General features: G+C 62.7%; 22 protein-coding genes and 1 pseudogene. 13 read left to right on the top strand and 10 right to left on the bottom strand.

What is annotated here, in order from left to right:
• Positions 1-5: 5 nt before the first annotated feature.
• Entirely contained in the window at positions 6-1,055 is a 1,050-nt protein-coding gene (locus SB822_RS04740; protein WP_410854175.1) for an asparaginase, read from the bottom strand.
• 225 nt (positions 1,056-1,280) lie between these two features.
• On the opposite strand from SB822_RS04740, the gene SB822_RS04745 reads away from it, so the two are divergent.
• The 9 genes and pseudogenes from SB822_RS04745 to SB822_RS04785 all read left to right on the top strand — a co-directional run bounded on the left by SB822_RS04745 (position 1,281) and on the right by SB822_RS04785 (position 12,328).
• Positions 1,281-1,592 carry a DUF4148 domain-containing protein gene (locus SB822_RS04745; RefSeq protein WP_007735805.1) on the top strand — a complete coding sequence of 104 codons (312 nt, stop codon included), beginning with the start codon at positions 1,281-1,283 and terminating at the stop codon, positions 1,590-1,592.
• Positions 1,593-1,920: 328 nt separating this feature from the next.
• Positions 1,921-5,412 carry a response regulator gene (locus tag SB822_RS04750; RefSeq protein WP_410854280.1) on the top strand — a complete coding sequence of 1,164 codons (3,492 nt, stop codon included), beginning with the start codon at positions 1,921-1,923 and terminating at the stop codon, positions 5,410-5,412.
• 19 nt (positions 5,413-5,431) lie between these two features.
• Entirely contained in the window at positions 5,432-6,280 is an 849-nt protein-coding gene (locus SB822_RS04755; protein WP_410854176.1) for a CheR family methyltransferase, read from the top strand.
• 45 nt (positions 6,281-6,325) lie between these two features.
• The gene (locus tag SB822_RS04760) at positions 6,326-6,961 is read left to right on the top strand and encodes a chemotaxis protein CheB (protein WP_039900667.1); all 636 of its coding nucleotides are present in this window, start codon (positions 6,326-6,328) and stop codon (positions 6,959-6,961) included.
• A pseudogene (locus tag SB822_RS04765) lies at positions 6,958-8,068 on the top strand (response regulator). Before SB822_RS04760 ends, SB822_RS04765 begins: the two are co-directional and overlap by 4 nt.
• Before the next feature lie 210 nt (positions 8,069-8,278).
• A complete protein-coding gene (locus tag SB822_RS04770) occupies positions 8,279-9,115 on the top strand; it encodes a DUF2242 domain-containing protein (RefSeq protein ID WP_410854177.1) in 837 nt (278 codons plus the stop codon).
• Between the two features lie 439 nt (positions 9,116-9,554).
• The gene (gene motA, locus SB822_RS04775) at positions 9,555-10,424 is read left to right on the top strand and encodes a flagellar motor stator protein MotA (RefSeq protein WP_007582817.1); all 870 of its coding nucleotides are present in this window, start codon (positions 9,555-9,557) and stop codon (positions 10,422-10,424) included.
• Positions 10,425-10,447: 23 nt separating this feature from the next.
• Positions 10,448-11,431, top strand: coding sequence for a flagellar motor protein MotB (motB, locus tag SB822_RS04780; protein WP_410854178.1), 984 nt, complete (start codon positions 10,448-10,450; stop codon positions 11,429-11,431).
• A gap of 309 nt (positions 11,432-11,740) precedes the next feature.
• Positions 11,741-12,328, top strand: coding sequence for a YSC84-related protein (locus tag SB822_RS04785; RefSeq protein ID WP_007582819.1), 588 nt, complete (start codon positions 11,741-11,743; stop codon positions 12,326-12,328).
• 117 nt (positions 12,329-12,445) lie between these two features.
• Here SB822_RS04785 and SB822_RS04790 read toward each other — a convergent pair whose 3' ends face one another.
• Together SB822_RS04790 and SB822_RS04795 are read right to left on the bottom strand one after the other, a co-directional pair.
• On the bottom strand, positions 12,446-13,096 hold the full coding sequence (locus SB822_RS04790; protein ID WP_007582821.1) for a hypothetical protein: 651 nt from the start codon (positions 13,094-13,096) through the stop codon (positions 12,446-12,448).
• A 250-nt stretch (positions 13,097-13,346) separates the two neighbouring features.
• Positions 13,347-14,285 carry a GlxA family transcriptional regulator gene (locus tag SB822_RS04795; RefSeq protein ID WP_007582823.1) on the bottom strand — a complete coding sequence of 313 codons (939 nt, stop codon included), beginning with the start codon at positions 14,283-14,285 and terminating at the stop codon, positions 13,347-13,349.
• Between the two features lie 128 nt (positions 14,286-14,413).
• On the opposite strand from SB822_RS04795, the gene SB822_RS04800 reads away from it, so the two are divergent.
• Complete coding sequence (locus SB822_RS04800; protein ID WP_007582824.1) at positions 14,414-15,229, top strand: SDR family NAD(P)-dependent oxidoreductase; 816 nt, start codon at positions 14,414-14,416, stop codon at positions 15,227-15,229.
• Between the two features lie 311 nt (positions 15,230-15,540).
• Here SB822_RS04800 and SB822_RS04805 read toward each other — a convergent pair whose 3' ends face one another.
• Both SB822_RS04805 and SB822_RS04810 read right to left on the bottom strand, forming a co-directional pair.
• The gene (locus SB822_RS04805) at positions 15,541-16,656 is read right to left on the bottom strand and encodes a succinylglutamate desuccinylase/aspartoacylase family protein (protein WP_007733974.1); all 1,116 of its coding nucleotides are present in this window, start codon (positions 16,654-16,656) and stop codon (positions 15,541-15,543) included.
• Positions 16,657-16,692: 36 nt separating this feature from the next.
• The gene (locus SB822_RS04810) at positions 16,693-17,466 is read right to left on the bottom strand and encodes a transporter substrate-binding domain-containing protein (protein ID WP_007582827.1); all 774 of its coding nucleotides are present in this window, start codon (positions 17,464-17,466) and stop codon (positions 16,693-16,695) included.
• Between the two features lie 137 nt (positions 17,467-17,603).
• Between SB822_RS04810 and SB822_RS04815 the strand changes: the two genes are divergently transcribed.
• Positions 17,604-18,536 (top strand): LysR substrate-binding domain-containing protein, encoded by a 933-nt coding sequence (locus SB822_RS04815; protein WP_007582828.1) that lies wholly within the window; start codon positions 17,604-17,606, stop codon positions 18,534-18,536.
• 217 nt (positions 18,537-18,753) lie between these two features.
• A complete protein-coding gene (locus SB822_RS04820) occupies positions 18,754-19,443 on the top strand; it encodes an HD domain-containing protein (protein ID WP_086918312.1) in 690 nt (229 codons plus the stop codon).
• A gap of 151 nt (positions 19,444-19,594) precedes the next feature.
• Here SB822_RS04820 and SB822_RS04825 read toward each other — a convergent pair whose 3' ends face one another.
• A complete protein-coding gene (locus SB822_RS04825; RefSeq protein ID WP_007582831.1) occupies positions 19,595-20,557 on the bottom strand; it encodes a helix-turn-helix domain-containing protein in 963 nt (320 codons plus the stop codon).
• Positions 20,558-20,843: 286 nt separating this feature from the next.
• On the opposite strand from SB822_RS04825, the gene hpaR reads away from it, so the two are divergent.
• Positions 20,844-21,320 (top strand): homoprotocatechuate degradation operon regulator HpaR, encoded by a 477-nt coding sequence (hpaR, locus tag SB822_RS04830; protein ID WP_207633946.1) that lies wholly within the window; start codon positions 20,844-20,846, stop codon positions 21,318-21,320.
• Positions 21,321-21,382: 62 nt separating this feature from the next.
• Here the strand turns inward: hpaR and SB822_RS04835 are convergent, their stop codons facing one another.
• The 4 genes from SB822_RS04835 to SB822_RS04850 all read right to left on the bottom strand — a co-directional run bounded on the left by SB822_RS04835 (position 21,383) and on the right by SB822_RS04850 (position 25,648).
• Positions 21,383-21,562 carry a hypothetical protein gene (locus SB822_RS04835; protein WP_007733968.1) on the bottom strand — a complete coding sequence of 60 codons (180 nt, stop codon included), beginning with the start codon at positions 21,560-21,562 and terminating at the stop codon, positions 21,383-21,385.
• Between the two features lie 28 nt (positions 21,563-21,590).
• Positions 21,591-23,285, bottom strand: coding sequence for an FAD-dependent oxidoreductase (locus SB822_RS04840; RefSeq protein ID WP_007582837.1), 1,695 nt, complete (start codon positions 23,283-23,285; stop codon positions 21,591-21,593).
• A gap of 22 nt (positions 23,286-23,307) precedes the next feature.
• A complete protein-coding gene (locus tag SB822_RS04845) occupies positions 23,308-24,672 on the bottom strand; it encodes an MFS transporter (protein WP_079487611.1) in 1,365 nt (454 codons plus the stop codon).
• Positions 24,673-24,829: 157 nt separating this feature from the next.
• Positions 24,830-25,648: a helix-turn-helix transcriptional regulator gene (locus SB822_RS04850; RefSeq protein ID WP_007582841.1), complete on the bottom strand. Its 819-nt coding sequence runs from the start codon at positions 25,646-25,648 to the stop codon at positions 24,830-24,832.
• Between the last annotated feature and the right edge of the window lie 238 nt (positions 25,649-25,886).

Genomic DNA, 25,886 nt, shown 5'->3' on the forward strand with positions numbered 1-25,886 from the left:
CGTGCTCAGCCGGCTCTGACGAGCGGCACGGTCACTTCGACCCGGCCCGTTTCGAGACCGGCCGTGTTGCGGGTGGCGCGCAAACGGAAACCATCGAGTGCGCGATGCGCAGCGTCGTCGCCGATGCCGAGCTTGGTGAGCAATTCAGCGACGATCGCATAGAGGATCGTCGAGTTCCCGTCTTCCACCTTCACCGCGATGCCGAGCGCGCCCTTCGCGCCGAGCTTCGCCGTCTGCGCCGACGCGCGCACGCCGATCGCATAACTCGCGTCCGCGCCGACCTTGCCCACCAGCGCGCCTTCGAAAGCGCCCATCAGCGCGGTGCAGAACCGCCCTTCGCCTGCGACCATCTCCGGATAGCCCGTCATTGCGCGGAAGATCTGCGCGAGCGCCGCGTCTCTTGTCGAATCTGTCGACACATGCCCGTCAGCGGCCCGCGCGAGCTTCATGTAAAGACGCGCAAGCCGGTCGAGCGGGAACGCGGGCGTCGGCAGATTGCAGCCGTCCACAGCCCATTGCACGCCGTCGTCGGGCAGATCGCAGGCGTCGGCAACCGTTCGCTTCACGAGCCGCTGCAACGGATGTTCCGGCAGATGGTAGTCGGTGAGCGCCGCGCCGATCGCCCGCGCGCCCGCCAGCATGCCCGCGTGCTTGCCCGAACAGTTGCTGCACACGGCGCCCGGAATGAAGTCGCGCTTGATCCATTCGCGGTAGACGGCATCCGAAATGGGCGGATGGCCGCCGCAACGCAAATCGGCTTCTGTTGCCTGCGACTTTGCGAGCATGCGGCGCGCGCGTTCGATGTGTCGATCTTCGCTGCTGTGCGAGCCGCACATCAGCGCGAGGTCCGCGTCGTCGAAACCAAAGCGCTCGAGCGCGCCCGACTCGACCACGGCGAGCGCCTGCGCCGGCTTCGCTGCCGATCGCACCAGCGTGAAGCGCGACGGGTCGCCGTACGAATACAGCAGCGCTCCTTCTGTATCTACGACGGCCACATGCGCGATATGCGTGTTCTCGACGATATCGCCGCGATAGACGGTTGCAGCAACGGACATCCCGGTCTCCTTATGTGTTCGGTTCGGTCTGCGCAACGGCAGAACATGCCGCCGGATTCTACAACCCTGCCAGGCGCGATACGTGCGTGTCGAGTACATTGGATTCACCCGGCGCCCGGTTGCATCGGGCCGGGGGTATCCGACCGGGTTTATCTGACCGGGTTTATCCGAATCAGGCCGCGCAAGCGGAATCGATCGTAAAGCCATTACGACAGGAGAAAAGAAATGCACATCGCCAGGAAACTGATCGTCCTCCTCGCCTCGGCCTCGCTGGGCATCGGCGCGGCTGCTCCGGCATTTGCGCAAAACGACGCGTCGTCAGGCACGGGCGCGGCGGGCGTGGCCGCCTCCGCCGCGAAGCCGACCAAGCAGCAGAAAAAGCAGGCCCGCAAGGAAGCGCGCGCGAAGAAGAACGCCGAGTTGAAGAAGCTCGAAGACGCGGGCTACCAGCCTGGCCGCGCGAACGACCCGAACTACCCGCAGGATTTGCAAGACGCGCAGAAAAAGGCAGGTATTGGCACGGGCGCGAGCCAATAAACATCGTCTGATTGAGTCGGCCGCACGCGGCGTTGTCTGCGTGCGGCCGTGCCGGTTCTCGCAGTGTCGATAGTCGCTGTTATTCCTTTTCCGCCAGTCCTCCCTAAGCGCTCACTTTCTGTCCGGCCGCCGCCGTTTCAGCGTCCTGTTCCACGAACGCCTGACGCTATGTGATACTTTCCAGCGCTTGTCCATACAACGAATTGCATCGCTACAACCTGGGCATAGCTGTGCAGTCGCACATTCCGGCTACAACTAAAGACGCCAACGCTTTCTCCAGTCAAAAATGCCGAATCCATCACACGAGCCTGCCCGCCGCGCAGAAAAATTGACCGCTGTCGGCGCTGTCGATCAGATCAGTTTTCGCCGCATCATTCGCCGCAATATCGCGCTGCCGCTCGCGCTCGGGGTCGTCACGATGGCGCTGTTCGTCGCGCTGATCGCCTATCTCGTCAATACGATGAGCTGGGTCGAGCATTCGGAGCGCGTGATCGGCAACGCGAATGAAATGCTACGGCTTGCCGTCGATCGCGAGTCCGCATTGCGCGGCTTCCTGATTACGGACGACGAGACTTTCCTCGCGCCGTATCAGCTCGGTCAGCCGCGTTTCGAAACCGAGATCAACACGCTGATGCAACTGGTGTCCGACAATCCTTCCCAGGTCGAACAGCTCAAACGCATTCGCGGCGTGCAGCAGCGCTGGGACCAGTTCGCGCAGGAGATGATCGATCTACGCCGGCGTAACCTCGACTACACCGACCAGGTGAAGAGTGGACGCGGGAAAATCGAGTTCGACGAAACGCGCCGGCTCTTCGGGCAGTTTCTCGCTGTCGAGGAAGCGCTGCGTCAACAGCGCTCCAGCGACGCGCGCAGCGTCACCTTCGTTCTGGTGGGCGTCTTTCTGCTGTTCAGCCTGTCGATCAGCGGCTTCATCGCCTATCGCGGGCGGCGCGATCTGGTGAATCTGTCCGAGTCGTACGACGGCGTGCTCGCGCGCCAGGCCGAGCACACGGAAGTCTTGCAGCAGCAGGTATGGCTGCGCTCCGGGCAGCGCCTGCTCGCGGAGAAGATCGTCGGCCAGTCGAGTTCGCCTCTCGTCGGCCGCGCGATCCTCGACTTTCTCGCCGAGTATCTCGACGTCGCGGTCGCGGCCATGTACGTGCGCGACCGCGCGACCAACAGCCTCAAACGCATCGCCACCTACGGCTTTAGCCAGGAAAGCGAACAGGCGACGCGCACATTCCGCGAAGCCGAAAGCCTGATCGGCCAGGCGGCCGTGTCGCGCCGCACGCTCGTGTTGCACGACGTCCCCGACGACTACGTGAAAGTCGTCTCCGGCACGGGCATGAGCCCGCCGCGCAATCTCGTCGTGCTGCCTATCGAAAACGACGGCATCGTGAACGGCGTCGTCGAACTCGGCTTCATGCGCAACATCGCGCCGCGCGATCACGAGTTTCTGCAACTGATCGCGAACAGCATGGGCGACTCCATCGAGGCCGCACTGTATCGCGAGCGCCTGCAGGATGCGCTCGCCGAAACGCAGCAGTTGAATGAAGAGCTTCAGGTGCAGCAGGAAGAATTGCGCGTGTCGAACGAAGGGCTCGAAGAACGCGGTCGCGCGCTCGTCGAATCGCAATCGCGGCTCGAAGCGCAGCAGGCGGAACTCGAGCAGACCAACGTGCAGCTCGAAGACTACGCGAAGCGCCTGGAGCGCCAGAAGGCCGATCTGCTCGAAGCGCAGGACGAACTCGCCGCGAACGCCGCGCGGCTGGAGCAGTCGAGCCGCTACAAGTCCGAGTTCCTTGCGAACATGTCGCACGAACTGCGCACGCCGTTGAACAGCTCGCTGATTCTCGCGCGTCTGTTGCAGGAGAACCGCACGGGCAATCTGTCGGAAGAACAGGTGCGCTACGCGGAAACGATTCACGCGTCGAATAGCGACTTGCTGGTGCTGATCAACGACATTCTCGATCTGTCGAAAGTGGAAGCCGGGCAGATCACAATCGACAGCGTAACGGTGCCCGTCGACTCGATGCTGCAATCGCTGCGCGAAATGTTCGAGCCGATGGCGGCGGCGAAGCATTTGCAGTTCTCGGTCGAACGCGCGCCCGGCGTGCCCGAGACGTTCGTCACCGACGGCCAGCGTGTCACGCAGATTCTGCGTAATCTGCTGTCGAACGCATTGAAGTTCACCGAGCACGGCGAAGTCGCGCTGACGGTCGCCGCCGGCGACTCGGACACGCTGCGCTTCGACGTGCGCGACACGGGTATCGGCATCGCCGCCGACAAGCTCGAACTGATCTTCGAAGCCTTCCAGCAGGCGGACGGCTCGACGAGCCGCCACTACGGCGGCAGCGGCCTCGGCCTGTCGATCTCGCGCGAATTCGCGCGGCTGCTGGGCGGCCGCGTGAACGTCGCGAGCGAACCTGGCAAGGGCAGCGTGTTCACGCTATGGCTACCGCTGCAAGGCATCGCCGAGGTGCAGGCCCGCGCGACGCAGGTGAACGAGCCGCTGACGCTGCCCGTGCGCAGCAAGCCCGCGCCGTCGCCAGTGGCACAAGCCGCGTCCGCGTCTGTGTCCAAGCCCGCGCCCGTGCAGGCGGGCAACGCGCAGCCGACTATCGGCGACGACCGCGACAACCTGCGCCACGAAGACCGCCTGATTCTCGCGATCGAAGACGATCTCGTCTTTGCCGAGATCCTGCGCGATCTCACGCACGAACTCGAATTCGATTTCGTCCATGCCAGCGATGCGACGACAGGCCTCACGCTCGTGCGCGACATGCAGCCGACGGCTGTGCTGCTCGACGTCGGCCTGCCCGACCGCTCGGGGCTGACGGTGCTCGAATGGCTGAAGAACGATCCCACCACGCGTCACATTCCGATTCACATCGTCTCCGCCACCGATCACGCTGAAAAGGCGCTGCATCTAGGCGCGGTCGGCTACACGCTGAAGCCCACTGCGCGCACCACGCTCGAAGCCGCGATCCGGCGGCTGGAGTCGCGCCTGCAGCAGCGCATGAAGCGCGTGCTGGTGATCGAGGACGATGCGGCGATGCGCGAGAGCATCCGCGCGCTGCTGCGGAGCGACACCACGGAAATCGTCGCCGTCGCGACGCTCGCGGGCGCGCTGGAGCAACTGTCCACAACGCTGTTCGATTGCGTCGTGACCGACCTCGCGCTGCCCGACGGCACCGGCTACGATCTGCTCGAACAGCTCGCCGCCGACGTCACGCATCAGGCGATGCCCGTCATCGTCTACACGGGCCGCATGCTGTCGGGCGACGAGGAGCACCGGCTGCGCCGCTACTCGAAATCGATCATCATCAAAGGCGCGAAATCGCCGGAACGTCTGCTCGATGAAGTGACGCTGTTCCTGCATAGCGTCGAGTCGTCGCTCGCGCCCGAGCAGCAGCGCATGCTGCGCACCGTGCGCCAGCGCGACAACCAGTTCGAAGGGCGCACCATCCTGCTCGCGGAAGACGACGTGCGCAATATCTTCGCGCTGTCGCATGTGCTCGAGCCGCTTGGCGCGAAGCTCGAAATTGCGCGCAACGGGCTCGAAGCGCTGAACAGCGGACGCGAGGTGGACCTCGTGCTGATGGACATCATGATGCCGGAGATGGATGGCCTGACGGCGATCGCACACATCCGCCGCGACGAGCGCTTCGCGCATCTGCCCATCGTCGCGCTGACGGCGAAAGCAATGGCGCAAGACCGCATGCGCTGCCTCGAAGCGGGCGCCGACGACTACATCTCGAAGCCCATCGACGTCGACAAGCTGATCTCGCTTTGCCGCGTCTGGCTGCGGCAACGCTAGGCGCGAGGAACCGTCAGCCATGAGCCGTATCTCGTACGACGATTCGCCGCAACGCATGCACGATTTCGATATCGAGCTGAAGCTGCTGCTGGAAGCGATCTATCTGAAGTACCAGCACGACTTCCGTCACTACTCGATGTCGTCGCTGCGGCGGCGTCTCGCGCAGGCGCTCGAAGAGTTCGGCGTGACGACGCTCTCGCAGTTGCAGGACAGGATCATGCGCAACGAGGCGGACTTCGTGCGGCTCTTTCACTACCTGACGGTGCAGGTCAGCGACATGTTCCGCGACCCGGGCTACTTTCTCGCGCTGCGCAACCATGTGCTGCCCGTGCTGCAAACGTATCCGTCGATCAAGGTGTGGGTGGCCGGCTGCAGCACAGGCGAGGAACTGTGGTCGCTGAAGATCCTGTTCGACGAAGCGGGTCTCACCGAGCGCACGCTCTTCTACGCAACCGACATCAACCCCGACGCGCTCGCGCGGGCCGAAGCGGGCATATATGCACTCGACCGGATCGCGGGCTTCACGCGCAACTATCTGGCCGCGGGCGGCAAGCGCTCGCTCGCCGATTACTATCATGCGGCGTATAGCGGCGCGCGCTTCTCCGGCCCGCTAAAAGAGCGCGTGGTATTCGCGGACCACAGCCTGTCGACCGATGAAGTGTTTCTCGAAGCGCATCTCGTGTCGTGCCGCAATGTTCTGATCTATTTCGATCGCGGCCTGCAGGACCGCGCGCTGGGGCTGTTCAAGGACACGCTGGTGCGGCGCGGCTTTCTCGGGCTCGGCAGCAAGGAAAGCCTGCGCTTTTCGACGCAGTACGATGCATTTGAAGAATTTCGCGAGCGCGAGCGGATCTATCAGAAACGCTAGACTGCCCGTGCCCTCCAACACCGAACGAACGATCGATCGACGCGTATGAACACACCTCGCCGACCTTCTCCACTGGGCGCAACCGCGCCGGTGGATACGCGCGCGTTCGAGGCGGTGGCGATCGGCGCGTCGGCGGGTGGCATCGACGCGTTGAACGTGTTGTTGCCCGCGCTGCCTGCGTCGTTCGGGCTCGCGGTGCTGATCGTCTCGCACGTGCCCGCCGATTCACCGAGCCGTCTGGCCGAAACGCTCGGCTATCGCTGCGCGCTGCCCGTCGTCGAGCCGGATGCGGGCGAGCCGCTGCTGCCGGGCCGCGTGCATCTCGCGCCGCCCGGCTATCACATGCTGATCGACGACGACCGCACGGTCGCGCTGTCGATCGATTCGACGGTGCGCTATTCGCGGCCGTCCATCGACGTGCTGTTCGAATCCGCCGCGCACGTGTACCGCGAGCGGTTGCTCGGCATCCTGCTGTCGGGCGCGAACGACGACGGCGCGCACGGCCTCGAAGTGATCCGCGCGATGGGCGGCCTCGCGTGGGTGCAGGACCCGCAAACGGCTGTCTCCGCGACGATGCCGCGCGCGGCCATCGCGCGCGGGGCCGTCGACGAAGTGCTTTCTCCAACCCTGATGGCCCGGCGGCTCGCCGGTTTGCCGCCTCACACTAGAACGATGACATGAGGAACTCACCCGTCAACATTCTGATCGTCGACGATATCGCGCATAACATCACGGCGCTCGAAGCGCTGCTGGCGCGTCCGGGGATCGAGCTGCTGGTCGCGAACTCGGGCACGGCCGCGCTCGACCTGCTGCTCAAGCATGAAGCCGCGCTCGCGATCCTCGACGTCAACATGCCCGGCATGAACGGCTTCGAGCTTGCATCGCTGATGCGCGGCAGCCCGCGCACGTCGCACGTGCCTATCATCTTTCTGACGGCCACGGCGGAAGACGCGTCGCGCACGTTTCGCGGCTACGAAGCGGGCGCCGTCGATTCTGCACAAGCCGTTCGACCCGCGCATCCTGCAATCGAAGGTCGATGTATTCGTGCAGCTGGAGCAGCACAAGCGGCAACTCGCCGATCAGCTGCTGACCACGCGCCAGCTGCTCGAAGCGAACGAAATGCTGATGGCCGTGCTCGGCCACGATCTGCGCACGCCGCTCGGCACGGTGCTGGCGTCGGCGGAATTTCTGGTGCGCAACGCCTCCGACGAGCAATCGGCAACTGTCGCGGGCCGCATCAGGAACAGCACGATGCGGATGTCGCGGATGGTGCATCAGCTGCTCAATCTCGCGCGCCTGCAAGGCGGCCGTATGCAATTGCAGCCGCGTGCGAGCGATCTGGCGGCGCTGTGCCGCGGCGTGATCGAAGAGTTCGCGACGCACGAGCGCGCCGGCCAGATTGTGTTCACTTCGCGCGGCAATACGACGGGCACATGGGACACCGACCTGCTGTGGCAGGCCATTTCGAATCTGATCAGCAACGCGTTGCATCACGGCGAGCACGACAGCCCGATCACCGTCGACCTCAATGCCGACGAACCGAACCGGCTGCGACTGACCGTCAGCAATCGCGGCGCGATTCCGCCCGCGATGCTGCCACATCTATTCGAAGCTTTCGGCTCGAACGGAGCAGGCGAGCGCTCGCGCGAAGGGCTCGGCCTCGGGCTGCACATCGTGGACAAGATCGTGCACATGCATGGCGGCAAGGTGACGGGCAAATCGGACGAGATCGTCGGCACTGTATTTACGGTCGAACTGCCGCGCACCGCGCAAAGCTGGGTGCTCTGACACGGCGCGACGGCCGGCAGGCCGCGCGCCTGAAATACTTCGTAAGAGATACGCCGGCGGCGTGGGCGCCTTGCGCGGCATGGGCAAGCGTCCGCGCCCCGTTTCGTGCGCCGCCCTGGCGTGTGCGGCTGTCAGCCGATGTAATAACGGCTTGCCATCAAACCGCACTACAATGCTTGCCGTCCGATCCCCGTTGTTCGCCTCTTCATCATGTCCAGCCGCCCTTCCCGTATTGCTCTCGCGTTGACCCTGCCCGTGCTTGCCGCGCTCGGCGCGTGCTCGACGCCGCCGAAGGCGAAGCTGCAGGAAGACTTCGTCAGCAGCGGCACGAGTCCGTACACGCGCACGTTTCAGGTGACGAGCACAGAGGCCTGCGAAGGCGCGCGCCGCGCGCTGCTGAGCCAGGGCTACATGACGACGCTGGTGCGCCCCGATACCGTCGACGCCAGCAAGAACTTCCAGCCCGCCAGCGACTCGCACTTCACCGTCGAATTCCATATCGTCTGCACGGCGGGCGACGACGCGACCAATAGCAGCATCGTCTATGCGAACGCGGTGCAAAGCGGCTACGCGCTCAAGAAGAGCGATACGTCGGCGAGCGTCGGGTTGAGCGTGCTCGGCTCGCTGTCGCTGCCGATCCGCCAGAACAGCGACGCGATGGTGAAGATTTCGAGCGAAACGATCCAGTCGGGCAGGTTCTACGACGGCTTCTTCAATCTGATCAGCCACTATCTGGCGAACGTGGTGCGCAGCATGCCTGTGCCCGGCAATACCGTCGACGCGACGCCGCTGCCCATGCCCGCTCCCGCGCCGGCGCTGGTCGTCACGCCGATGTCATCCACGCCCGGCGGCAACGCGGCGCCTGTCATCATGCCCGCGCCTTCGAAGGAACCGACCACGCCGGTTGCAGCGGCAGCGACGCCAGTTGCTTCGGCAGCGCCTGTCTCCGCGACGACGCACGCGCACGAAGCCGCCGCCGCGTCACCCGATAGCACGCCTGCGATCATCGAATCGCCGGCTTCGGATGCGGCGGCTTTGGCGCAGTGAAATTGCCGCGTTGCGTTGTCGGGTCGTAAGCGCTGTGTCGCGATGGTCGACCGTGAGGCGATTGCACGCTTAATCGACTCAAATCATGAGTCGATAGTCACTCTCGCGCTGCGGACTGAACTGCCGACAGCTTTGCCACTCACGCCGCAATTTTTATTTTCACCCCGCACTCAAGATTTCAGCCATTTTGCCGACCGCGAACGATTATCTGGTTTAAATCACCGATCGGTAAAAACGTTCTGAGCAAAAACGACCGAAGCATCGATACAAATCAAATAGTCGAAAATATTTTCCCGCTTGGGCTTTGCCCGCACTTCAGCACAGCATCGATCCAGCCGTTACTACCTTCACGGAATTAACAAAACGGTACGCAATTTCAGGCAGTAAAACCTGCCGATTCATTTGCGTGCCGCACGTTGCTAAAAATTGGAGAGGGTCCATGTTTGTCGCTATTGGTTGGGTGCTGGTTCTCGGCTCTGTGATCGGGAGCTTCGTGGGAGTGGGCGGCCATTTGCCCGCGCTGGTTCAGCCGTTCGAACTGCTGTGTATTTTCGGCGCGGCAATGGGCGCGTTCGTCGTCAGCAATCCCGTTTCGGTATTGAAGAAAACCATCAAGGCTTTGCCCGGATGCTTCAAGGGCGGCAGTTATTCGAAAGAGGTTTATCTCGAGCTGATTGCACTGCTTTACGAGCTGCTTCAGAAAGCACGTAAGGAAGGCATGATGGCGCTCGAAGCTGACGTCAATGCGCCGGAAGAGAGCGCGCTTTTCCAGAAGTATTCGCACGTTTTGAAGGACCATCATCTGCTTGATTTCATCGTCGATTATCTGCGGATGATGGCGACGGGCAACGTCAACGTACACGAGGTGCAGGACCTGATGGACGAAGAGCTGGCGACGCATCACGCCGAATCGTCGGTGGCCGCGAACGCGATCCAGAAGATGGCTGACGGCCTGCCCGCGTTCGGCATCGTCGCGGCCGTGATGGGCGTCGTGCACACGATGGGCTCGGTCGGCGCGCCGCCCGCCGTGCTCGGCGAGATGATCGCGGGCGCGCTGGTCGGCACATTCCTCGGCATTCTGCTCGCGTATGGCTTCATCGGCCCCGTTGCCGATCTGCTCAACGCGAAGGGCCGTGCGGAAGCCAAGCCGTATCAGTGCGTGAAGGCCGTGCTGCTCGCGTCGCTGTCCGGCTACGCGCCGCCCGTCGCCATCGAATTCGGCCGCAAAGTGCTGTTCACGGCCGACCGTCCGAGCTTCCAGGAGCTCGACGACGCCGTGCGCGCCACCAAGATGCCGAAGTCGGCCTGATGCGCGCATAGAGGGGGATCAGCATGGCCGAAAGACGACCCCGCGGCGAAGAGGCGAGCGAGAAGGCCGCACCCGTCATCGTGCGACGCTCGAAGAAGGGCGACGGGCACGGCGCGCATCACGGCGGTGCATGGAAGATCGCCTACGCGGACTTCGTGACCGCGATGATGGCGTTCTTCCTGCTGATGTGGCTGCTCGGCTCGACGTCGAAGTACGACAAGCAGGGCATCGAGGATTACTTCAACACGCCGCTGTCGAGCCTGCTAGGCGGCAACGAAGGGACGGCTGCAGCGCGTCCGAACGTGATTCAGGGCGGCGGCCGCGACATCTCCGACACGCGCCCCGGCGACGGCAAGAAAGCGCAGCAGGAGCCCGCGAAACCGACGCTCACGCAGGCGACGATGGCGCCCAACGACACCGCGCGTCTCGAACAGCTGAAGGCGAAGCTGTCGGCGCTGATCGAGGAGACGCCCGCATTGAAGGCGTTCAAGGATCAGATCCGCATTTCGATTACGAACGAGGGCTTGCGCATCGAGATCGTCGATTCGCTGAAGCGTCCGATGTTCGCGACGGGCAGCGCGAAACTGCAGAGCTACGCGGTCGAGATTCTCACGCAGATCGGCGCGTCGCTGAACGATGTCGATAACCGCATTTCGATTGCGGGCCACACGGATGCCGCCACGTACGCGAACGGCCCGGCCGGTTATTCGAACTGGGAGCTGTCGTCGGAGCGCGCGAACGCGGCGCGCCGCGCGCTCGTGGCGGGCGGCATGCGCGAAGACAAGCTGCTGCAGGTGCGCGGTCTCGCGGACGTGCTGCCGCTCAACGCGAACGTCGCCGACGAGCCAACCAACCGGCGCATCAGCGTGCTGGTGCTGAACAAAGCCGCCGAACAGGCGTTCTTCCGCGACGGCGGACGCACGTCGATCGATGAAGCGCTGCCCGCAAGCGAAGCGATCCCCGACGTGGTGTCGAAACTGAAGGTAAGCACGCGCAGCGCGTATTGATCGCGATGTCGTGTGTTCAGCCGCGCGCTTCGAATGGAGCGCGCGGCTTTTTTTGCTTCGCTCCAGCGCGGATTGATCACCCGATTTGATCACACAACGAAACGGTCATACGCACCGTTTCGCCAAGCGACACATTCGCGTCGTCAATTGCGTCCGGCCTTGCGCTCAGGCAAGGCAATTTCAGCTCTGCACTTCACAACCGCAACACGTTTCTGATATTGGTAGAGGAAGCGTAGCTGTTGCGCTTGCGCGAGATCACGCGTGCAAACGTGCATTTCCCTTCCAATGTTTCATTGACGGAGAACGACAATGCAAAGAAGACACTTCGTGACAGCAAGTGCTGCTGCACTCGCATACGGCAGTCTGCTGTTGTCGGGCTGCAGCACGACGACGAGCAGCGGCGAATCGGCGGCAACCGACATGTCCAAGCGGCAGTCGATCGACGCGAGCGTCGACGGCACGATGGCGAAGCTCTACACGACCGTGAAGGGCTCGCGTGAACTGGTCGCCAAGGCGCGCGGCGTACTCGTGTTTCCTTCCGTGCTACAGGTGGGCTTCGTGGTGGGCGGGCAGTATGGCGAAGGCGCGCTGCGCGTCGACGGCAGCACGGCCGGCTACTACAGCACGGTCTCCGGCTCGTTCGGCCTGACGGCGGGCGCGCAGTCGAAGGCGATCATCTTCCTCTTCATGACGCAGGACGCGCTCGACAAATTCCGCAACGCCAAGGGCTGGTCGGCGGGCGCCGATGCGTCGGTGGCGCTCATCAAGGTCGGGGCGAACGGCGCAGTCGATACTACGACGGCAACCGCGCCTGTCGAGGCGATCATTATGACGAACTCCGGACTGATGGCCGACGTGTCGCTCGCGGGCACCAAGGTGTCGAAGCTGAACATCTGAGCTTGGTGCCGTGCGACGTGGCGCGCTCGCCGCCGTCGCGCATCGCTGCCCGTAGAAACACAAACGGCTCGCCGTGACCAATGGCGAGCCGTCTGCGTTTTGCTTGCTACGCGGCGATCAGAAGCGATACGTTACGCCGACCTTCACGATGGGGTACCAGCGCCACTTGTCGGCCTTGTCCTGTAGGGCTTGGCGTTGCTGGTCGACGTTCGCCTGACCCGCTTCGGCGACGATGTCCGCCGGGACGTCGAGCGTCACGTGCGGGCGGCCATAGGTGACGCCTGCATCGAAGAACGCCGAGAAGCCCTTCTGCGCGACAGGCGTATGACCAAAGCCAATGCCGATATACGGACGCACCGTCGGATACTTCGCCTCCGCGTGAACCGTCTCACCGTTCGTCGCGTAGTTGGTGCCGTTGATGCTGACCGTGCCGCTCGGGCTGATCGCATCGCCCGATACGTTATCCCCGCCGATCAACATACCGGCCGTGATGCGGAACGGCACCGTGGCGGGCGCCGGGAAGAAGTCGAGGTACAGGCCGCCGTGATAGATCTTGGCCTTGCCGTCGTAGTTCAGGGCACCGGCGCTGAAGTTGTGCGAGAACGCAATGCCATTGAATTCGGCGCGGATGTTGTCGCGCGTGCCGAGCGGTTCGGAGAAGCCGATACCGAGGCCTTCCGTGCCGACCTGACCGTAAATTTCGTGAGCGTGTGCAACGGGCGCGGACAGCGCGAAGCCCGCCGCGAGCGTGACCAACAGCCTTTTCATCTGTGAGCTTTCCATCGGGGTTCTGGAGGGCGCCTGACCTTGACGCCGCGTGTATCGGGAAAAATTGCCCGTCACACGCAATGACCTTGCGTTGCGGCGGCGTCCCAGACCCGTCTTATTACGGACCACTCACAGAAAATCTTTAGTGAATATTTAAAACGTTCTTTGCGTGCCGCCTCAAGCCCTTTAAATGGCGGGTTTCTCAGCGGAAATCGGTAAATTACACGGCCTTACCGATGCTTTAAATCCGTCATTCGATGCCGCGCGTCAATCGCTGGATCGCCTGAGGCGGCTGGCCGTACGCACGCAAAAAAGCCCGGCGCATGCGCTCGCGGTCGCCGAAGCCCACATCGCGCGCAACCACGTCGACGCCGTGCCGCCCCGTCTCGAGCATCAGGCGCGCCGCTTCGACACGCAGCCGCTCGACCGCCTTCGCGGGCGTCTGCCCCGTTTCTTCCCTGAACGCGCGCGTGAACTGCCGCGGGCTCAGATGCGCGGCGTCCGCGAGCTGCTCGACGGAAAGCAGCGTGTTCAGATTGCGCCTCGCGTACGACAGCGCCGTCTGGATGCGATCGGACTTCGGCTCGAGTTCGAGCAGCGCCGAAAACTGCGATTGACCGCCCGCGCGCCGGTGATACACGACGAGCTTGCGCGCGACATGGCGCGCGAGCTCCACGCCCGCGTCCTTCTCGACGAACGCCAGCGCAAGGTCGATGCACGCCGTCATACCCGCCGACGTCCACACGTCGTTATCGATGATGAAGATGCGATCCTCTTCCACTTTCACAGCCGGATAACGTTTGCGCATGTCTTCGGCGTAGTACCAGTGCGTGGTCGCGCGCCTGTCGTCGAGCAGGCCCGCATCGGCCAGATGAAACGCGCCCGTGCAGGCGGCGGCAACACGGCGCGCCGCCGGCGCCGCCCGCTTCAGGAACGCGATCAGCGACGGCGGCGACGGCTGCAGATCGTTGTCGCCGACGACGAGGATCGTGTCGAAGCGGCTGTCGTCGAACGGCTGGGTCGACACCTCGAAACCGGACGAGCACGGCACCGGGCCGCCGTGCTCGGACAGCAACACGTACTCGTACAAGGGCTCGCTCATCTCGCGGTTCGCGAACTCCAGCACGCTCGTCATGCCGAGATTCATCACCTGAAAACCGGGGAACAGAACGATTCCGACGCGCAGCATGGTTTGGCTCCAGCGATGTCTGAAAAAGAGGCATCTACGACATTGAGGCCATGTGAGTATGCACCTAATCTGACGGTCATGCAGACGACGCCGCGTCGCCTGCGCCCTCTGACCTCAGGAGCATTGATATGTCGAATTCTTCCAATACCGCAGCGAACCTCGGCACGGCCGTCGTGACGGGCGCCTCGTCGGGCATCGGCGCAATCTACGCGGATCGCCTCGCACGCCGTGGCTATGACCTGATCCTCGTTGCCCGCAACCGCGCGCGCCTCGAACAACTGGCGACGCGAATCTCGAACGAAACGGGCCGCTCGGTAGAAATCGTCGCCGCCGATCTGAACGACGACGCCGATATCCGCCGCGTCGAAAACGTGCTGCGCACCGACGCGAGCATCACGATGCTGGTGAACAACGCGGGCGTTGGCGCCGCGGCGCCGCTGGTGGATTCCGACGTCGACAAGATGGAAGCGATGATCAAGCTGAACGTCGTCGCGCTGACGCGGCTCACGTACGCCATCGCGCCCGGCTTTGTCGCGCGTGGCGGCGGCAACGTCATCAACATTGCGTCGATTGTGGCAGTGGCGCCCGAGATCCTGAATGGCGTCTACGGTGGTACGAAGGCATTCGTGCTGGCGTTCACCCAATCGCTGCATCACGAACTGGCGAGCAAGGGTGTGAAGGTGCAAGCCGTTTTGCCGGGCGCGACGCGCACCGAATTCTGGAGCGTCGCGGGCGTGCCGATCGAGGCCGTCGAAGAGCGAGGCATCGTGATGTCGGCGGAACAGATGGTGGATGCGTCGCTCGTCGGCTTCGATCAGGGCGAACTCGCGACGATTCCGTCGCTGCCGGATTACGCCGACTGGCAAGCGTTCGAGTCGGCGCGCACCGCGCTTGGGCCGAATCTGTCGCGTACGGCGCCGGCTGCGCGGTTCAATGTGGCTTGATGTTGTGAGGTGAGTGCGGTGCGACGCGATGGGGGTTTCACGTCGCGTTGTGCTTTGCCGTGCGGGTTGCGGCGAGTTTATGGGTCTAAACCATGTGCTCGAAGCGTAGCGCGTCGCGAACGGCCAGCACGCGGTGAGGCGCAGAGTTTATGCGCCTGACCCGCATGCCCCAAACGCCGCACGTCGCGAACAGCTAACCCGCGCGGAGGCGCGGGGTTTATGCGCCTAAACCGCATGCCCAAAACGTCGGACGCCGCGAACGGCCAGCCGGCGCCGAGGCGCAGAGTTTATGCGCCTAAACTCGACGCGCCTCACGCGCCGAGCAGCACGCCGGTGCGGAACGCCTGTTTCCCCGTCACGCGGCCAAGCGGTGCGCCCGCTGTCACGAAACGGATCGCGCGCCGCATATAGAGCACGCCTTCCGTATTGCTGGTGATCGTCGTGGTTTCGTCCGTCAACGGATCGACGATATCGAACAGCGCGTCGCCGACGCGAATCCAGTCGCCAATCTTCACGCGATGCACGAGGATGCCGCTAACGGGCGCGTAGAACTGCTCGCTGCCCGCGAGCGGCGTCGCGGGCGTCGGCAGTTCCGGCAGCGGCTTCGCGCCGCCTTCGATCGCCTTGCGATGTGTCAGATAGTCGACGAGCGCGTCGGCGTCCTGCTGCGCAACTTCATACGATACGTCACGCTGTCCACGGCATTCGATCGTCACCGCAACCGTGCCCGTCGTCACCGGCTTCCCAGCGGGCATCTGTTGCTGCAAATGCCACCACAAAAGGCTGTGCGTTTCATCGAACGCCTGGCCGCCCGAGTCCGTTGCGAGCAGCGACGCTTCCGAGCGCAGATAGCGCGCGAGCGGCTCGATCTCCGGCCAGCCCGCTTCGCTCGTGTAGACGTGCATCACCGCTTCGAGCGAGCAATGCAGATCGATCACGACGTCCGCGTCATAAGAGAGCTTCAGCAATGCGAGTTGCAACGACTCGTACTCGGTGAGCGGCTTTTGCGCATCCAGTTGCTCACGCACCAGCTCACGGATCAGATTGCGGTTCTCCCGCGCATCGGCGCCGAGGCGGTCCTTCGCGCGATCCAGCAGCGTCGTGAACTGCATGAAGTGCCGGTTGAAGTTCTTCCCACTGCCCGTTTCGAAACGGCCGATGAACTGGCCGAGCACATGTTGCCCAAGCCCGACGGGGTTCGCGACGGGCACGAGCACGATTTCGGCTTTCAGCAGGCCTTGCGCTTCGAGCTCGACGAGGCGCCGCTTGAGCAGCACCGTCGTGAGCATCGCGGGCGTTTCGTCCGCGTGCAGCGACGACTGGATATAAATCTTTTGCCCGCTGTTTTGCGGGCCGAAATGAAACGCGACGAGTTCGCGTGACGTACCCACGGCGGGCGAGAGAAGCGGAATCGATTGCCTGTTCATGTGACTCTTCTGAATGTCGTTCGACGTGTAACCGGATCAGTTACCGTACGGATCGAAGTCGAAATACTTGTGCGCGATCTGCGCGTAGGTGCCGTCTTTGCGCATCGACGCGATTGCGGTGTTGATCGACGTCTGCAACGCGGCTTCGTCCTTGCGCAAGCCGATGCCGACGCCGCGATCGCCCATATCGAGCGGCTCGCCGACGAACGCGAAGCCCTTGCCTTGCGGCGTGCGCAGGAAGCCGTAGTCGGCTTCGACGGTGCCGAGCAACGCGCCGTCCAGGCGTCCGTTGACCAGGTCGCTGAATACCTCGTCCTGGCCTTTGTACGCCACCACGTGCACGCCCGCGGGCGCCCAGTGCGACTGCGCGAACGACTCGAACTGCGTGCCCGTTTGCACGCCGATCTGCTTGCCGGCGAGCGTCGTGGGCGCGCTGCCGTTCAGCGCGGTGCCCTGCTTCGCCACCAGCCGCGATTTGAACTGGAACAGCTTCGACGAAAAGAGAATCTGCTGCTCGCGCTTCGCGGTGATCGCCATTGACGACATGATCGCGTCGATCTTGCGCGCCTGCAGCGCCGGAATCATGCCGGAGAACTCCAGTTCGACCCATTCGCAGCGCGCGTGAATGCGCTTGCAGATTTCATTGCCGAGATCGACGTCGAAGCCCTTGAGACTGCCGTCGGGGGATTTCGCGTCCATCGGCGGATAGGTCGGGTCGATGCCGAGACGAATCGTGTCGTTATCGCGTGCGAACGCGCCCTGGCTTGCGAAGCCCAGTGCGACAAGGAGAAGTATCAGCGAAGTCTTCATGGCTAACGGGCCTATCGGTCGGCTGTGACGGGATGGATTCTGAGCCGATCCTACGATGCGCCAGTGATACAAAAAAGTGCAAATCTGTCTATCATGATCACTTCTTCTGATCGCCCGCTTTTCCGCCCCTGTCGACGATGGCCCTGACCATTTCCCAACTTCGCGTGTTCACGGCCGTGGCCGAGCACGGCAGCATCCGCGCCGCGTCGCGCGCGCTCGGTATCGCGCAAAGCGGGATCACGCAGCAATTGCAGAATCTCGAATCGATGCTCGGCGCCACGCTCATCACGCGCACCAATCGCGGCATCGCGCTGACGGCGATCGGGCAGCGCATGCTGCAACGCGCGGCGACGATCCTCGGCGAATGCGCGCGCGCCGAACATGAAGCGCAGCAACTGCGCGGCGAGTACACCGGACAGGTCACGTTCGGCATGACAACCGAGCCACTGATCGACGCGGGCGCGCCCGTGCTGACCGAGTTTCGCGAGCGCTTTCCGCGCGTGGCCGCGCACATGCGCACGGGCACGTCGCGGATGATGATTCAGTGGATACGCGAAGGCACGCTCGATTTCGCCGTCGCGCTGGTCTCGAAGCACACGGATACGACCGACCTCTCCGTGACAAAGCTGTATCCGTCCGATCCCGTCGTCGTATGCAGGCGCGGTCATCCGATGGCGCATGCGAAGTCGCTTGCCGAACTCGCGGATTGCTCGTGGATCGCGACGCGCTCGCCCAATCTCACCGACGATCCGCAAGCGCACCGCCTAAACGATCTGTTCGCGAGTCACCGTCTCGCGCCGCCGAGAATCGTCTCGACCGTCGAAGGGCTGTTCGAGTCACTGCATCTGGTGAGCGAGACGGATTGTCTGTCGCTGGAGGCAGCCGTGGTGACGAAGCGCGGGCCGTTCGCGCGCGTGTTGACCACGATCGACGTGCGCGAGCGCGTCGCCGCGCAGGACGTCTGCGTGTTGCAACGCGCCGCCGCGCCGCTCACACCCGCCGCCCAGGAACTCGCGACAATGATCGCGTCGTACACGCGAACCGTGCGTGCGCGAAATCATCGGACATAGTTGAGCCGGCAACCACCACTCACTGTTCAGGCTCCCGTAAACCCTCACCTGAAGCACATTCCGCCGGCCCTGGCAGAAAACCGCGCGCAGTTGGCAGCATCGCGTGTATCAATGCTTTTGCCGCGCACGAGGGCTCTCCCTACACTTTGATCACACGCCGATCGCTCACTTCGACACAGCGAACGGCCACCACCGATCACGTTCTGGAGAACCCGAAATGAGCGAAATCATCGCAGGCATCAAGATCCCCGACAGCAAGATGGCGCGCGAAGCGACGCAACTCGTGCGCGACACCGAAACCGATCTGCTCTATCACCACTCGCGCCGCGTGTTCCTGTTCGGCGCGCTGACAGGCGAGCGCAAGCAACTGAAGTACGACCCGGAGTTGCTGTACATCGGCGCGATGTTCCATGACATGGGCCTGATGGAGAAATACAGCAGCGCGCACGATCGCTTCGAAGTCGACGGCGCGAATGTTGCGCGCAATTTTCTGCAGGGCTACGGCATCGACGAAAACGACATCGACATGGTGTGGGACTCGATCGCGCTGCACACGACACCGGGCATTCCGCAGTACAAGAAACCCGTGGTCGCGCTGGTGACGGCCGGCGTCGAAATGGATGTGCTGGGTCTCGCCTACGACGAGTTCTCGACGGAAGACCGCAAGCTGATCGTCGCAGCGCATCCGCGCGGCGAGAGCTTCAAGGAAAACATCATCGATGCGTTCGCGAACGGCACGAAACACAAGCCGCTGACGACGTTCGGCAACGTGAAGGCCGATGTGCTCGCGCTGAAAGACCCGGAATACAAACGCCTGAACTTCTGCAGCATCATTCTCGGCTCGGCGTGGAACGACTCGAACGTGCAGGCGGGTGCGTGCCGCAATCCCGCGCACAACCACGGCTAAGCGCGACTGACCACTCTCTCCTCGTCAAGGTCTGTTGACGATCAAGCCGCTTGCAGTCTCCGCTCAAGCGTGCCTTTGAATCCGCGTTCTCGCGAACGCGGATTCTTTTTTTGTTGCGAAGGCACTGCGAACGGATGCGCTCGCGCGGCACTCATCGCGCCGGAATCGCGCGTGACGACCGTCGAACCGTGTGCGAAGGCAACTCGCCAAACTGCGCCTTGTACGCATTGGCGAAATGCCCGAGGTGCACAAATCCCCATTGCGCGGCGGCATCGCTGACAGAGAGGTCAGCCTGGCGCGTATCGAGCAACAGACGCCGCACCTGCCCGAGCCGCAACGAGCGCACGTAGGTCAGCGGATTGGTTTGCACGACAGCCTGAAAACTGTTCTGCACCGTGCGCCGGCTCACGCGCAATTGCGTGCAGAGGCTTTGAATGTCGATGAGCTCGTCGGGATGGTTGATCACGAAGTCGTGAATGCGGCGCACGATATCGGCCTGACACGCATATGTCAGCCGGTTTGACGATGCGGGCACGTGATACGCGAGCAGATCGACGAGCGCCTCGCTCACCTGATTGCGCACCGCGTGCTGCGCGCGGATGTCGTCGAAGGCGTCGGGCTGCGCCAGCACGCGTTCGATCAGCGTCGCGAGCTGCAGCCCCGCGCGCGTGCAAGCGGCGTTCGGAATATCGAGTACGGTGCGGCGAAAGAGATTGTCGTCGAGTTCGACGCCCGCGCAATCGGCGACGCCTTGCAGCATGTCTGAATCGACCACGACGCCGATCAGCGCCATGTCGTCGGGCGAATGGAACTCGAACGGCGTGCCGCCTTGCGCCATCACGAACCCGCCGCGATCGATCCGCACGCCGCCGAACGAGAATGCCCCCGCGCCCGCGAGCGGAATGCCAAACGTCATATGATTGACCGGCAACTGCCCGCGCTGCACGACACGCAGATTCGCCGACTCGTGGAACACCTGCACGCCGTCCAGCTCGATCTGCTTCACCGCGCTGCGAAACGTGCCTGAACCGATCTGGTCGTAACGCTGATCCCAACCCCGCAGCGCGGCCGCGTGGTCATCGGCATCGTTGAAGAACTGGTGATGGACGTACACGGTGCCCCCACAATCTCAAAAAAACCGCCAAGTTGCGTAGAATAAACCGACCAAGCGGTCGGGAAAATACTTCCGAGGGTTTGTCCTGGGCGTTTTCGTCGGCTGGACGCGACAGTCCGTGGATTTCCATGGACGCGGCGCTGATTTCCTTATTGTAGTCAGCGTCAAAAATCCGCCGAAGCCTTCCAGAACACCAGGCACGCTAAAGAAAATCCTTAATACCCGGCTGTTACCGAACTAGATTTACTTATATCCTAGCGAATTGCTTTTTCCCGCCTGGATATCAATGGTGACGACCCGATCCCGCTCTGCCACGCCTCTCGCGATGCATCGCAATCTGCCGATGCTGCTGCTGCGCGCGCGCGAACTCATGATGGCGCGCTTTCGTCCGTTGCTCACGGCGCAGGGGCTGACCGAGCAGCAATGGCGCATCATTCGCGCGCTGCACGAGAACGGGCCGCTGGAGCCCCGGCAGATATGCGCGCTGTGCACGATTTCGAGTCCGAGTCTCGCGGGCGTGCTTGCGCGCATGGAAGATCTTGGCCATGTGACGAAAGAGCGCTTTGAGGACGATCAACGGCGCGTGCGCGTGTCGCTGACTGCGCAGAGTGTGGAGATCGTCGAGCGGATGAAGCCGATGCTCGAAGCGGAATATCGCGCGCTGGAAGACAAAGTTGGTGCGAAGGTTGTCGGCGATCTCTATGTGGCGGTGGATGCGTTGATCAGGGAACTGGATGCGGGGGAAAGCCGTGAAACGGAGTAAGACGAACGCGCCAGCGAAAACGCGCGGCGCGTGACATCAACGGGATCGGCAAGGAGATGTGGCTATTCGCTTGCCCCCTCCCCCGCCGCCTCGATCAACTTCAGCGACGCATCCGCATCGCCAATCTTCTCAATCGCCAGCAGCGCAAACCGCGCCAGAAACATTGGCGCATTAGCCTCGCCGACTTGAGTCATCGTCTTGCACAGCCGCGTATAGACGGTATCGAGTTCTGCATCGGTCATCGCGTTCTCCATTCGTTGAATCGGTTGATCAAGCAAGCGCGCGCGCAATCGCGGTCTCGACATCATCCGCGCTCGCATTGCGCCAGCGCCCCAACACATGCCCATCCGGGCGCACTAGATACACGGTGCCCGGCTTCGCGTCATAACGCTCGAAGATGCGTCCCGTGTGATCCCACGCATGCACGCCCTGCGCTTGCGGATGCAAACGCGCGCTCAGCGACACGACCTTGAACGGCACGCCGCGTTCACGCATCGCTTGCGCAAGCGCAGTGAAATCAGCGGACACCTCGCCCTCTTCACTAAAACACAGCGCCGTAAACCGCACACCGACGAGATCAGTCAAATGCGCTTCACGCGCATGCCCACCTTCAGCAATCGTCACCGGAAACTCGGCAAGCACCGCCCCCGGCACAGGCCCCGCAGCAAACGCATCGCCATCGGCGACATTCAGCGGCGACTGCACATAAGTAATCGCCGACGTCTGCCGCGGATTAATCAGTGAGCGCACACCCGGATGCTTCACAGCAAGACTCAACACAGCCTTGCGCATCAGATCGAATGCAAACGACGGCGGCGCCATGAACTCGGTACTCTTCGTGCCATAACTCAAGTTCTCATGCGTAGCGGCAACACGCTCATCCGAATAGCTATCGAGCAACTTCGCCGATGCCAATCCCTTCACAACAAACGCCAGCTTCCAAGCGATATTGTCCGCATCATCGATACCCGAGTTCGCGCCGCGCACGCCGAAGATCGGCACGAGATGCGCGGCATCGCCCGCGAACATCACGCGCTGATGACGATAACGCTCGAGCGTCAACGCATTGGCCTTGTAGATCGTGATCCAGATCGGCGCCCAGTCGCCTTTCTCGCCCATCATATCGAGCAGGCTTTGCACACGCGGCATCACGTTTTCAGGCTTCACAGCCTGCTCCGCGTCTTCGCCGTCGCGCAACTGATAGTCGATACGCCACACGTTATCCGGCTGCTTGTGCACGAGCACGGTCGAGCCCGGATTCGACGAAGGATCGAAATACGCGAGACGCTCCGTCGGACGATCGCTTTGCAGTTCGATATCGACGATCACATAGCGCCCTTCGTAGCTCGTGCCTTGCAACTGCAAGCCGAGCGCTTCGCGGATCGTGCTGCGCCCGCCATCGGCGGCGACGACCCAATCCGTCTCTAGCGCGTAGTCGCCATCAGGCGTGGTCAATTGAAGCGTTGCGCCATCGTCGCGCGAATCGATCGACTTCACCCGCGTCTGCCAGCGGATATCGATCAGATCGGCGCGCTTCTCCGCTGCATCGAGCAAGAACTGTTCGATGTGATATTGCGCGAGGTTGACCATCGGCGGCAGCTTCTGGTTTTCGTCCTGCGGCATCGTGAAGTGCAGCACTTCCGTATCGCGATAGAAGCTGCGTCCGCCCGTCCACGGCAAGCCTGTTTTCAGAAAGCCGTCGAGTGCGCCGAGCCGTTCGATGATCTCCAGGCTACGGCGTGAAATACAGATTGCGCGGCTGCCATAGCAAACGGAATCGTCCGCTTCGATCAGCACGCAGCGCACGCCGTGATTTGCGAGACCGAGGGCGACAGCCAGTCCGACGGGCCCGCCGCCGACAATCGTCACCGCGTGACGCTGCGCGTCCACACCCTGCGTCAGTTGCGGCAAGCGCGCTGCGTACTTTTTCCCAGCGAACGGATACGGTTTGAATTGCTTGTTCATCGAATGCTCCAGATCGATTCCTTCAGGCGAGCCGCGCAGGTGGCGCTTCGCGTTTATCCATCGGCAGCAGCGTGACGACGACCACGCCGATCACCAGCAGCACCGCCGAATACAGCAGCCCCGCCGAGAAACTGTGCGTCGCGTCCCGCAGCCATCCGACGATCAGCGGGTTGAGCGCCGAACTGATATTGCCCGTCGCGTTGATCACGGCAATGCCAATGGCGCGTGCGCGAAAGCTCAACGCGTGATCCGGCGTGGTCCAGAAGATCGACATCGCCGTGTACGAACCCGCCGACGCGAGGCACACGCCGAACATGCGCATCGCCGGATTCGTCGAGTATGCGGTGCACAGCCAGCCCGCAGCGGAGAACAGCATCGGAATCATCAGATGCCATTTGCGTTCCTGCTTGCGGTCCGAGCGGCGTCCCCACCAGATCATCGCGACGATCGTGCACACCTGCGGAATCGCGGCGAGCAAGCCAATCGTTCGATTGCTCGCATCCGCGCTGAAGCTCTTCACGATCAGCGGCGTCCACACGGCAACCATTGCCAGCGTGTTCACGAGGCAGAAGTACGCAATCGCGAACTTCACGACAGCCGGCGACAGCAGTTCACTGACGATGCTCTTCTGATCATTCGTATGAGCACTCACAGTAGCGCTCTGCTTATGTTCCGCAGCAAGTGCCGCGGCAAGCGTGCGCTTCTCTTCATCATCGAGCCAGCGCGCCTTTTGCGGGCTGTCGTCGAGATACGCATACACGACAAGACCGAGAATCGCCGACGGCAAGCCTTCGAGCAGGAAGAGCCATTGCCAGCCCTTCAACCCGAGCGTCCCGTCGAGTCCAAGAATGAAGCCCGACAACGCCGAACCAACCGCGGCCGTCACGGGCATCGCAATCATGAACAGCGCATTGGCGCGCGCCCGGTACGCGGCCGGAAACCAGTAGGTCAGATACAGCAGAATGCCTGGCAGAAAGCCCGCTTCCGTCACGCCGACCAGCACGCGCAACACGTACAGCGTGCCGGGGCTCGACGCGAACATCGTCGCCGTCGACGCAAGCCCCCACGCAATCATGATCGTGCCGATCCACCTGCGCGCGCCGATGCGCGCCAGCACGACGTTGCCCGGAATGCCGAACGCGATGTAGGCGACGTAGAAGAGCGTCGTCGCGAGACCGAATTGCGTGCTCGTGAGCCCGAGGTCCTTCATCATCGTCAGGCCGGCGAAGCCGATGTTGATGCGGTCGAGAAACGAGAAGAAAAACAGCACGAACAGGAACCCCAGCAGATGCCGCGATACCTTGGCGATCACCGGCTGTTCGTGCGCATGCGGCGCGGTGGTGGCAGGCGTCGCATGCAGCGCGCCGGCTCGCGAGGAGGTGTCCATACCGTTGTCTCCGATGTTGTCGCTTTCTGATGCGTCGCAGTATGGAGCGCGGCTATGTGCTGCCTGTCCTCATTTTGGGTACAACGTGGGGCCTGTTAAGGCCTGGGGAAAACGCGGATAGGTCAGCGGAAATGCGTGCTGAAAACAGAGGAATGCGTCAGGCCTTGCCCGGCCCAATGCACAGCGCGAACAGCTGCCGCTGGCTCGAAATGCCGAGCCGTCGAAATGCGCGCTTCTGATAGGTGACGACGCTCGTCGCTTTGATGCCCATCGTGTCGCCGATTTCCTGCGCGGTGCGTCCTTCGAGCACGCCCGTCAGCACGTCGAGTTCGCGCTTCGACAGTTCGGGACAGAGGCCGCGCACGCGCGCGAGCATCAGATGCGAGATCGCCAGATCACGCTGGCCGCAGATCGCGTAGTGATGCTTCGCCGCGTGCGCGATCAACGGCGCCATCGCTTCGATCAACGCGATCTCGCGCGGATGGTAATTGCCGAAGCGTCGGTCGCGATACAGGTTCACCGAGAGCCAGATATCGGGCGTCGGCTGCACGAGCAGCGACACGCGGTCCGACACGTTCGGCTGCTGATAACACGCCGCGCGATACGCTTCGTTGAGAATGTCTTCGCTCGTCTGCTGATGCAGCACGAGTGTCGAGCCGGCCTTGTCGTTGCGCGCCGACGAAACGATCTTCTGGTTGCCGTCGAGCGCATAGAAGTGGCGCGCGTAAGTATCCGCCACGTCGCGCAGAAAACGCCCGCCGCGATGGTCCGCCACAGAAACAGTACGCGGCCGGTTACCGAACTCGTACGCGAAGATCGTGCACTGCGAAATCGCCGCGATGTCGCCGAGCAGTTTCAGCACTTCTGCGGCGAGCGCATTCGAATCGTCGCTGCCGATCGACGATACGAGGCCCGTCGCACGGCTGAGATCCAGCTGCCCTTGAGAAACGGGACGGTCGAGACGCCATGAACGCATGATCGGAGTACGGCCAGAAGCGGCGAGAGAAAACGTGGAATCGCATCATTTTAATCTGCGCGGCGTTTACGCATAGCCGGCTGGCGCTTCGACATCCAGACCGATGCAAAAACATCGGCTCCGCTTGAGCGCATGCATAAAAACACTTCACGCCATTACGAACAATCCCGCAAGCCGCCGCGAAATTGCCTACAGTGAAAAGTTCAAACGCTCGTGCCGTTTTCATAGATGGCGCGCG

Origin of the sequence: Paraburkholderia sp. SIMBA_054, assembly GCF_046534875.1 — a bacterium.
Classification (GTDB): Bacteria; Pseudomonadota; Gammaproteobacteria; order Burkholderiales; family Burkholderiaceae; genus Paraburkholderia; species Paraburkholderia hospita.

What these genes read in the sequence shown, in the direction of transcription:
- SB822_RS04740 (WP_410854175.1), bottom strand. Translation starts at nt 1,055, where the DNA reads ATGTCCGTTGCTGCAACCGTCTATCGCGGCGATATCGTCGAGAACACG.
- SB822_RS04745 (WP_007735805.1), top strand. Translation starts at nt 1,281, where the DNA reads ATGCACATCGCCAGGAAACTGATCGTCCTCCTCGCCTCGGCCTCGCTG.
- SB822_RS04755 (WP_410854176.1), top strand. Translation starts at nt 5,432, where the DNA reads ATGAGCCGTATCTCGTACGACGATTCGCCGCAACGCATGCACGATTTC.
- SB822_RS04760 (WP_039900667.1), top strand. Translation starts at nt 6,326, where the DNA reads ATGAACACACCTCGCCGACCTTCTCCACTGGGCGCAACCGCGCCGGTG.
- SB822_RS04770 (WP_410854177.1), top strand. Translation starts at nt 8,279, where the DNA reads ATGTCCAGCCGCCCTTCCCGTATTGCTCTCGCGTTGACCCTGCCCGTG.
- motA (WP_007582817.1), top strand. Translation starts at nt 9,555, where the DNA reads ATGTTTGTCGCTATTGGTTGGGTGCTGGTTCTCGGCTCTGTGATCGGG.
- motB (WP_410854178.1), top strand. Translation starts at nt 10,448, where the DNA reads ATGGCCGAAAGACGACCCCGCGGCGAAGAGGCGAGCGAGAAGGCCGCA.
- SB822_RS04785 (WP_007582819.1), top strand. Translation starts at nt 11,741, where the DNA reads ATGCAAAGAAGACACTTCGTGACAGCAAGTGCTGCTGCACTCGCATAC.
- SB822_RS04790 (WP_007582821.1), bottom strand. Translation starts at nt 13,096, where the DNA reads ATGAAAAGGCTGTTGGTCACGCTCGCGGCGGGCTTCGCGCTGTCCGCG.
- SB822_RS04795 (WP_007582823.1), bottom strand. Translation starts at nt 14,285, where the DNA reads ATGCTGCGCGTCGGAATCGTTCTGTTCCCCGGTTTTCAGGTGATGAAT.
- SB822_RS04800 (WP_007582824.1), top strand. Translation starts at nt 14,414, where the DNA reads ATGTCGAATTCTTCCAATACCGCAGCGAACCTCGGCACGGCCGTCGTG.
- SB822_RS04805 (WP_007733974.1), bottom strand. Translation starts at nt 16,656, where the DNA reads ATGAACAGGCAATCGATTCCGCTTCTCTCGCCCGCCGTGGGTACGTCA.
- SB822_RS04810 (WP_007582827.1), bottom strand. Translation starts at nt 17,466, where the DNA reads ATGAAGACTTCGCTGATACTTCTCCTTGTCGCACTGGGCTTCGCAAGC.
- SB822_RS04815 (WP_007582828.1), top strand. Translation starts at nt 17,604, where the DNA reads ATGGCCCTGACCATTTCCCAACTTCGCGTGTTCACGGCCGTGGCCGAG.
- SB822_RS04820 (WP_086918312.1), top strand. Translation starts at nt 18,754, where the DNA reads ATGAGCGAAATCATCGCAGGCATCAAGATCCCCGACAGCAAGATGGCG.
- hpaR (WP_207633946.1), top strand. Translation starts at nt 20,844, where the DNA reads ATGGTGACGACCCGATCCCGCTCTGCCACGCCTCTCGCGATGCATCGC.
- SB822_RS04835 (WP_007733968.1), bottom strand. Translation starts at nt 21,562, where the DNA reads ATGACCGATGCAGAACTCGATACCGTCTATACGCGGCTGTGCAAGACG.
- SB822_RS04840 (WP_007582837.1), bottom strand. Translation starts at nt 23,285, where the DNA reads ATGAACAAGCAATTCAAACCGTATCCGTTCGCTGGGAAAAAGTACGCA.
- SB822_RS04845 (WP_079487611.1), bottom strand. Translation starts at nt 24,672, where the DNA reads ATGGACACCTCCTCGCGAGCCGGCGCGCTGCATGCGACGCCTGCCACC.
- SB822_RS04850 (WP_007582841.1), bottom strand. Translation starts at nt 25,648, where the DNA reads ATGCGTTCATGGCGTCTCGACCGTCCCGTTTCTCAAGGGCAGCTGGAT.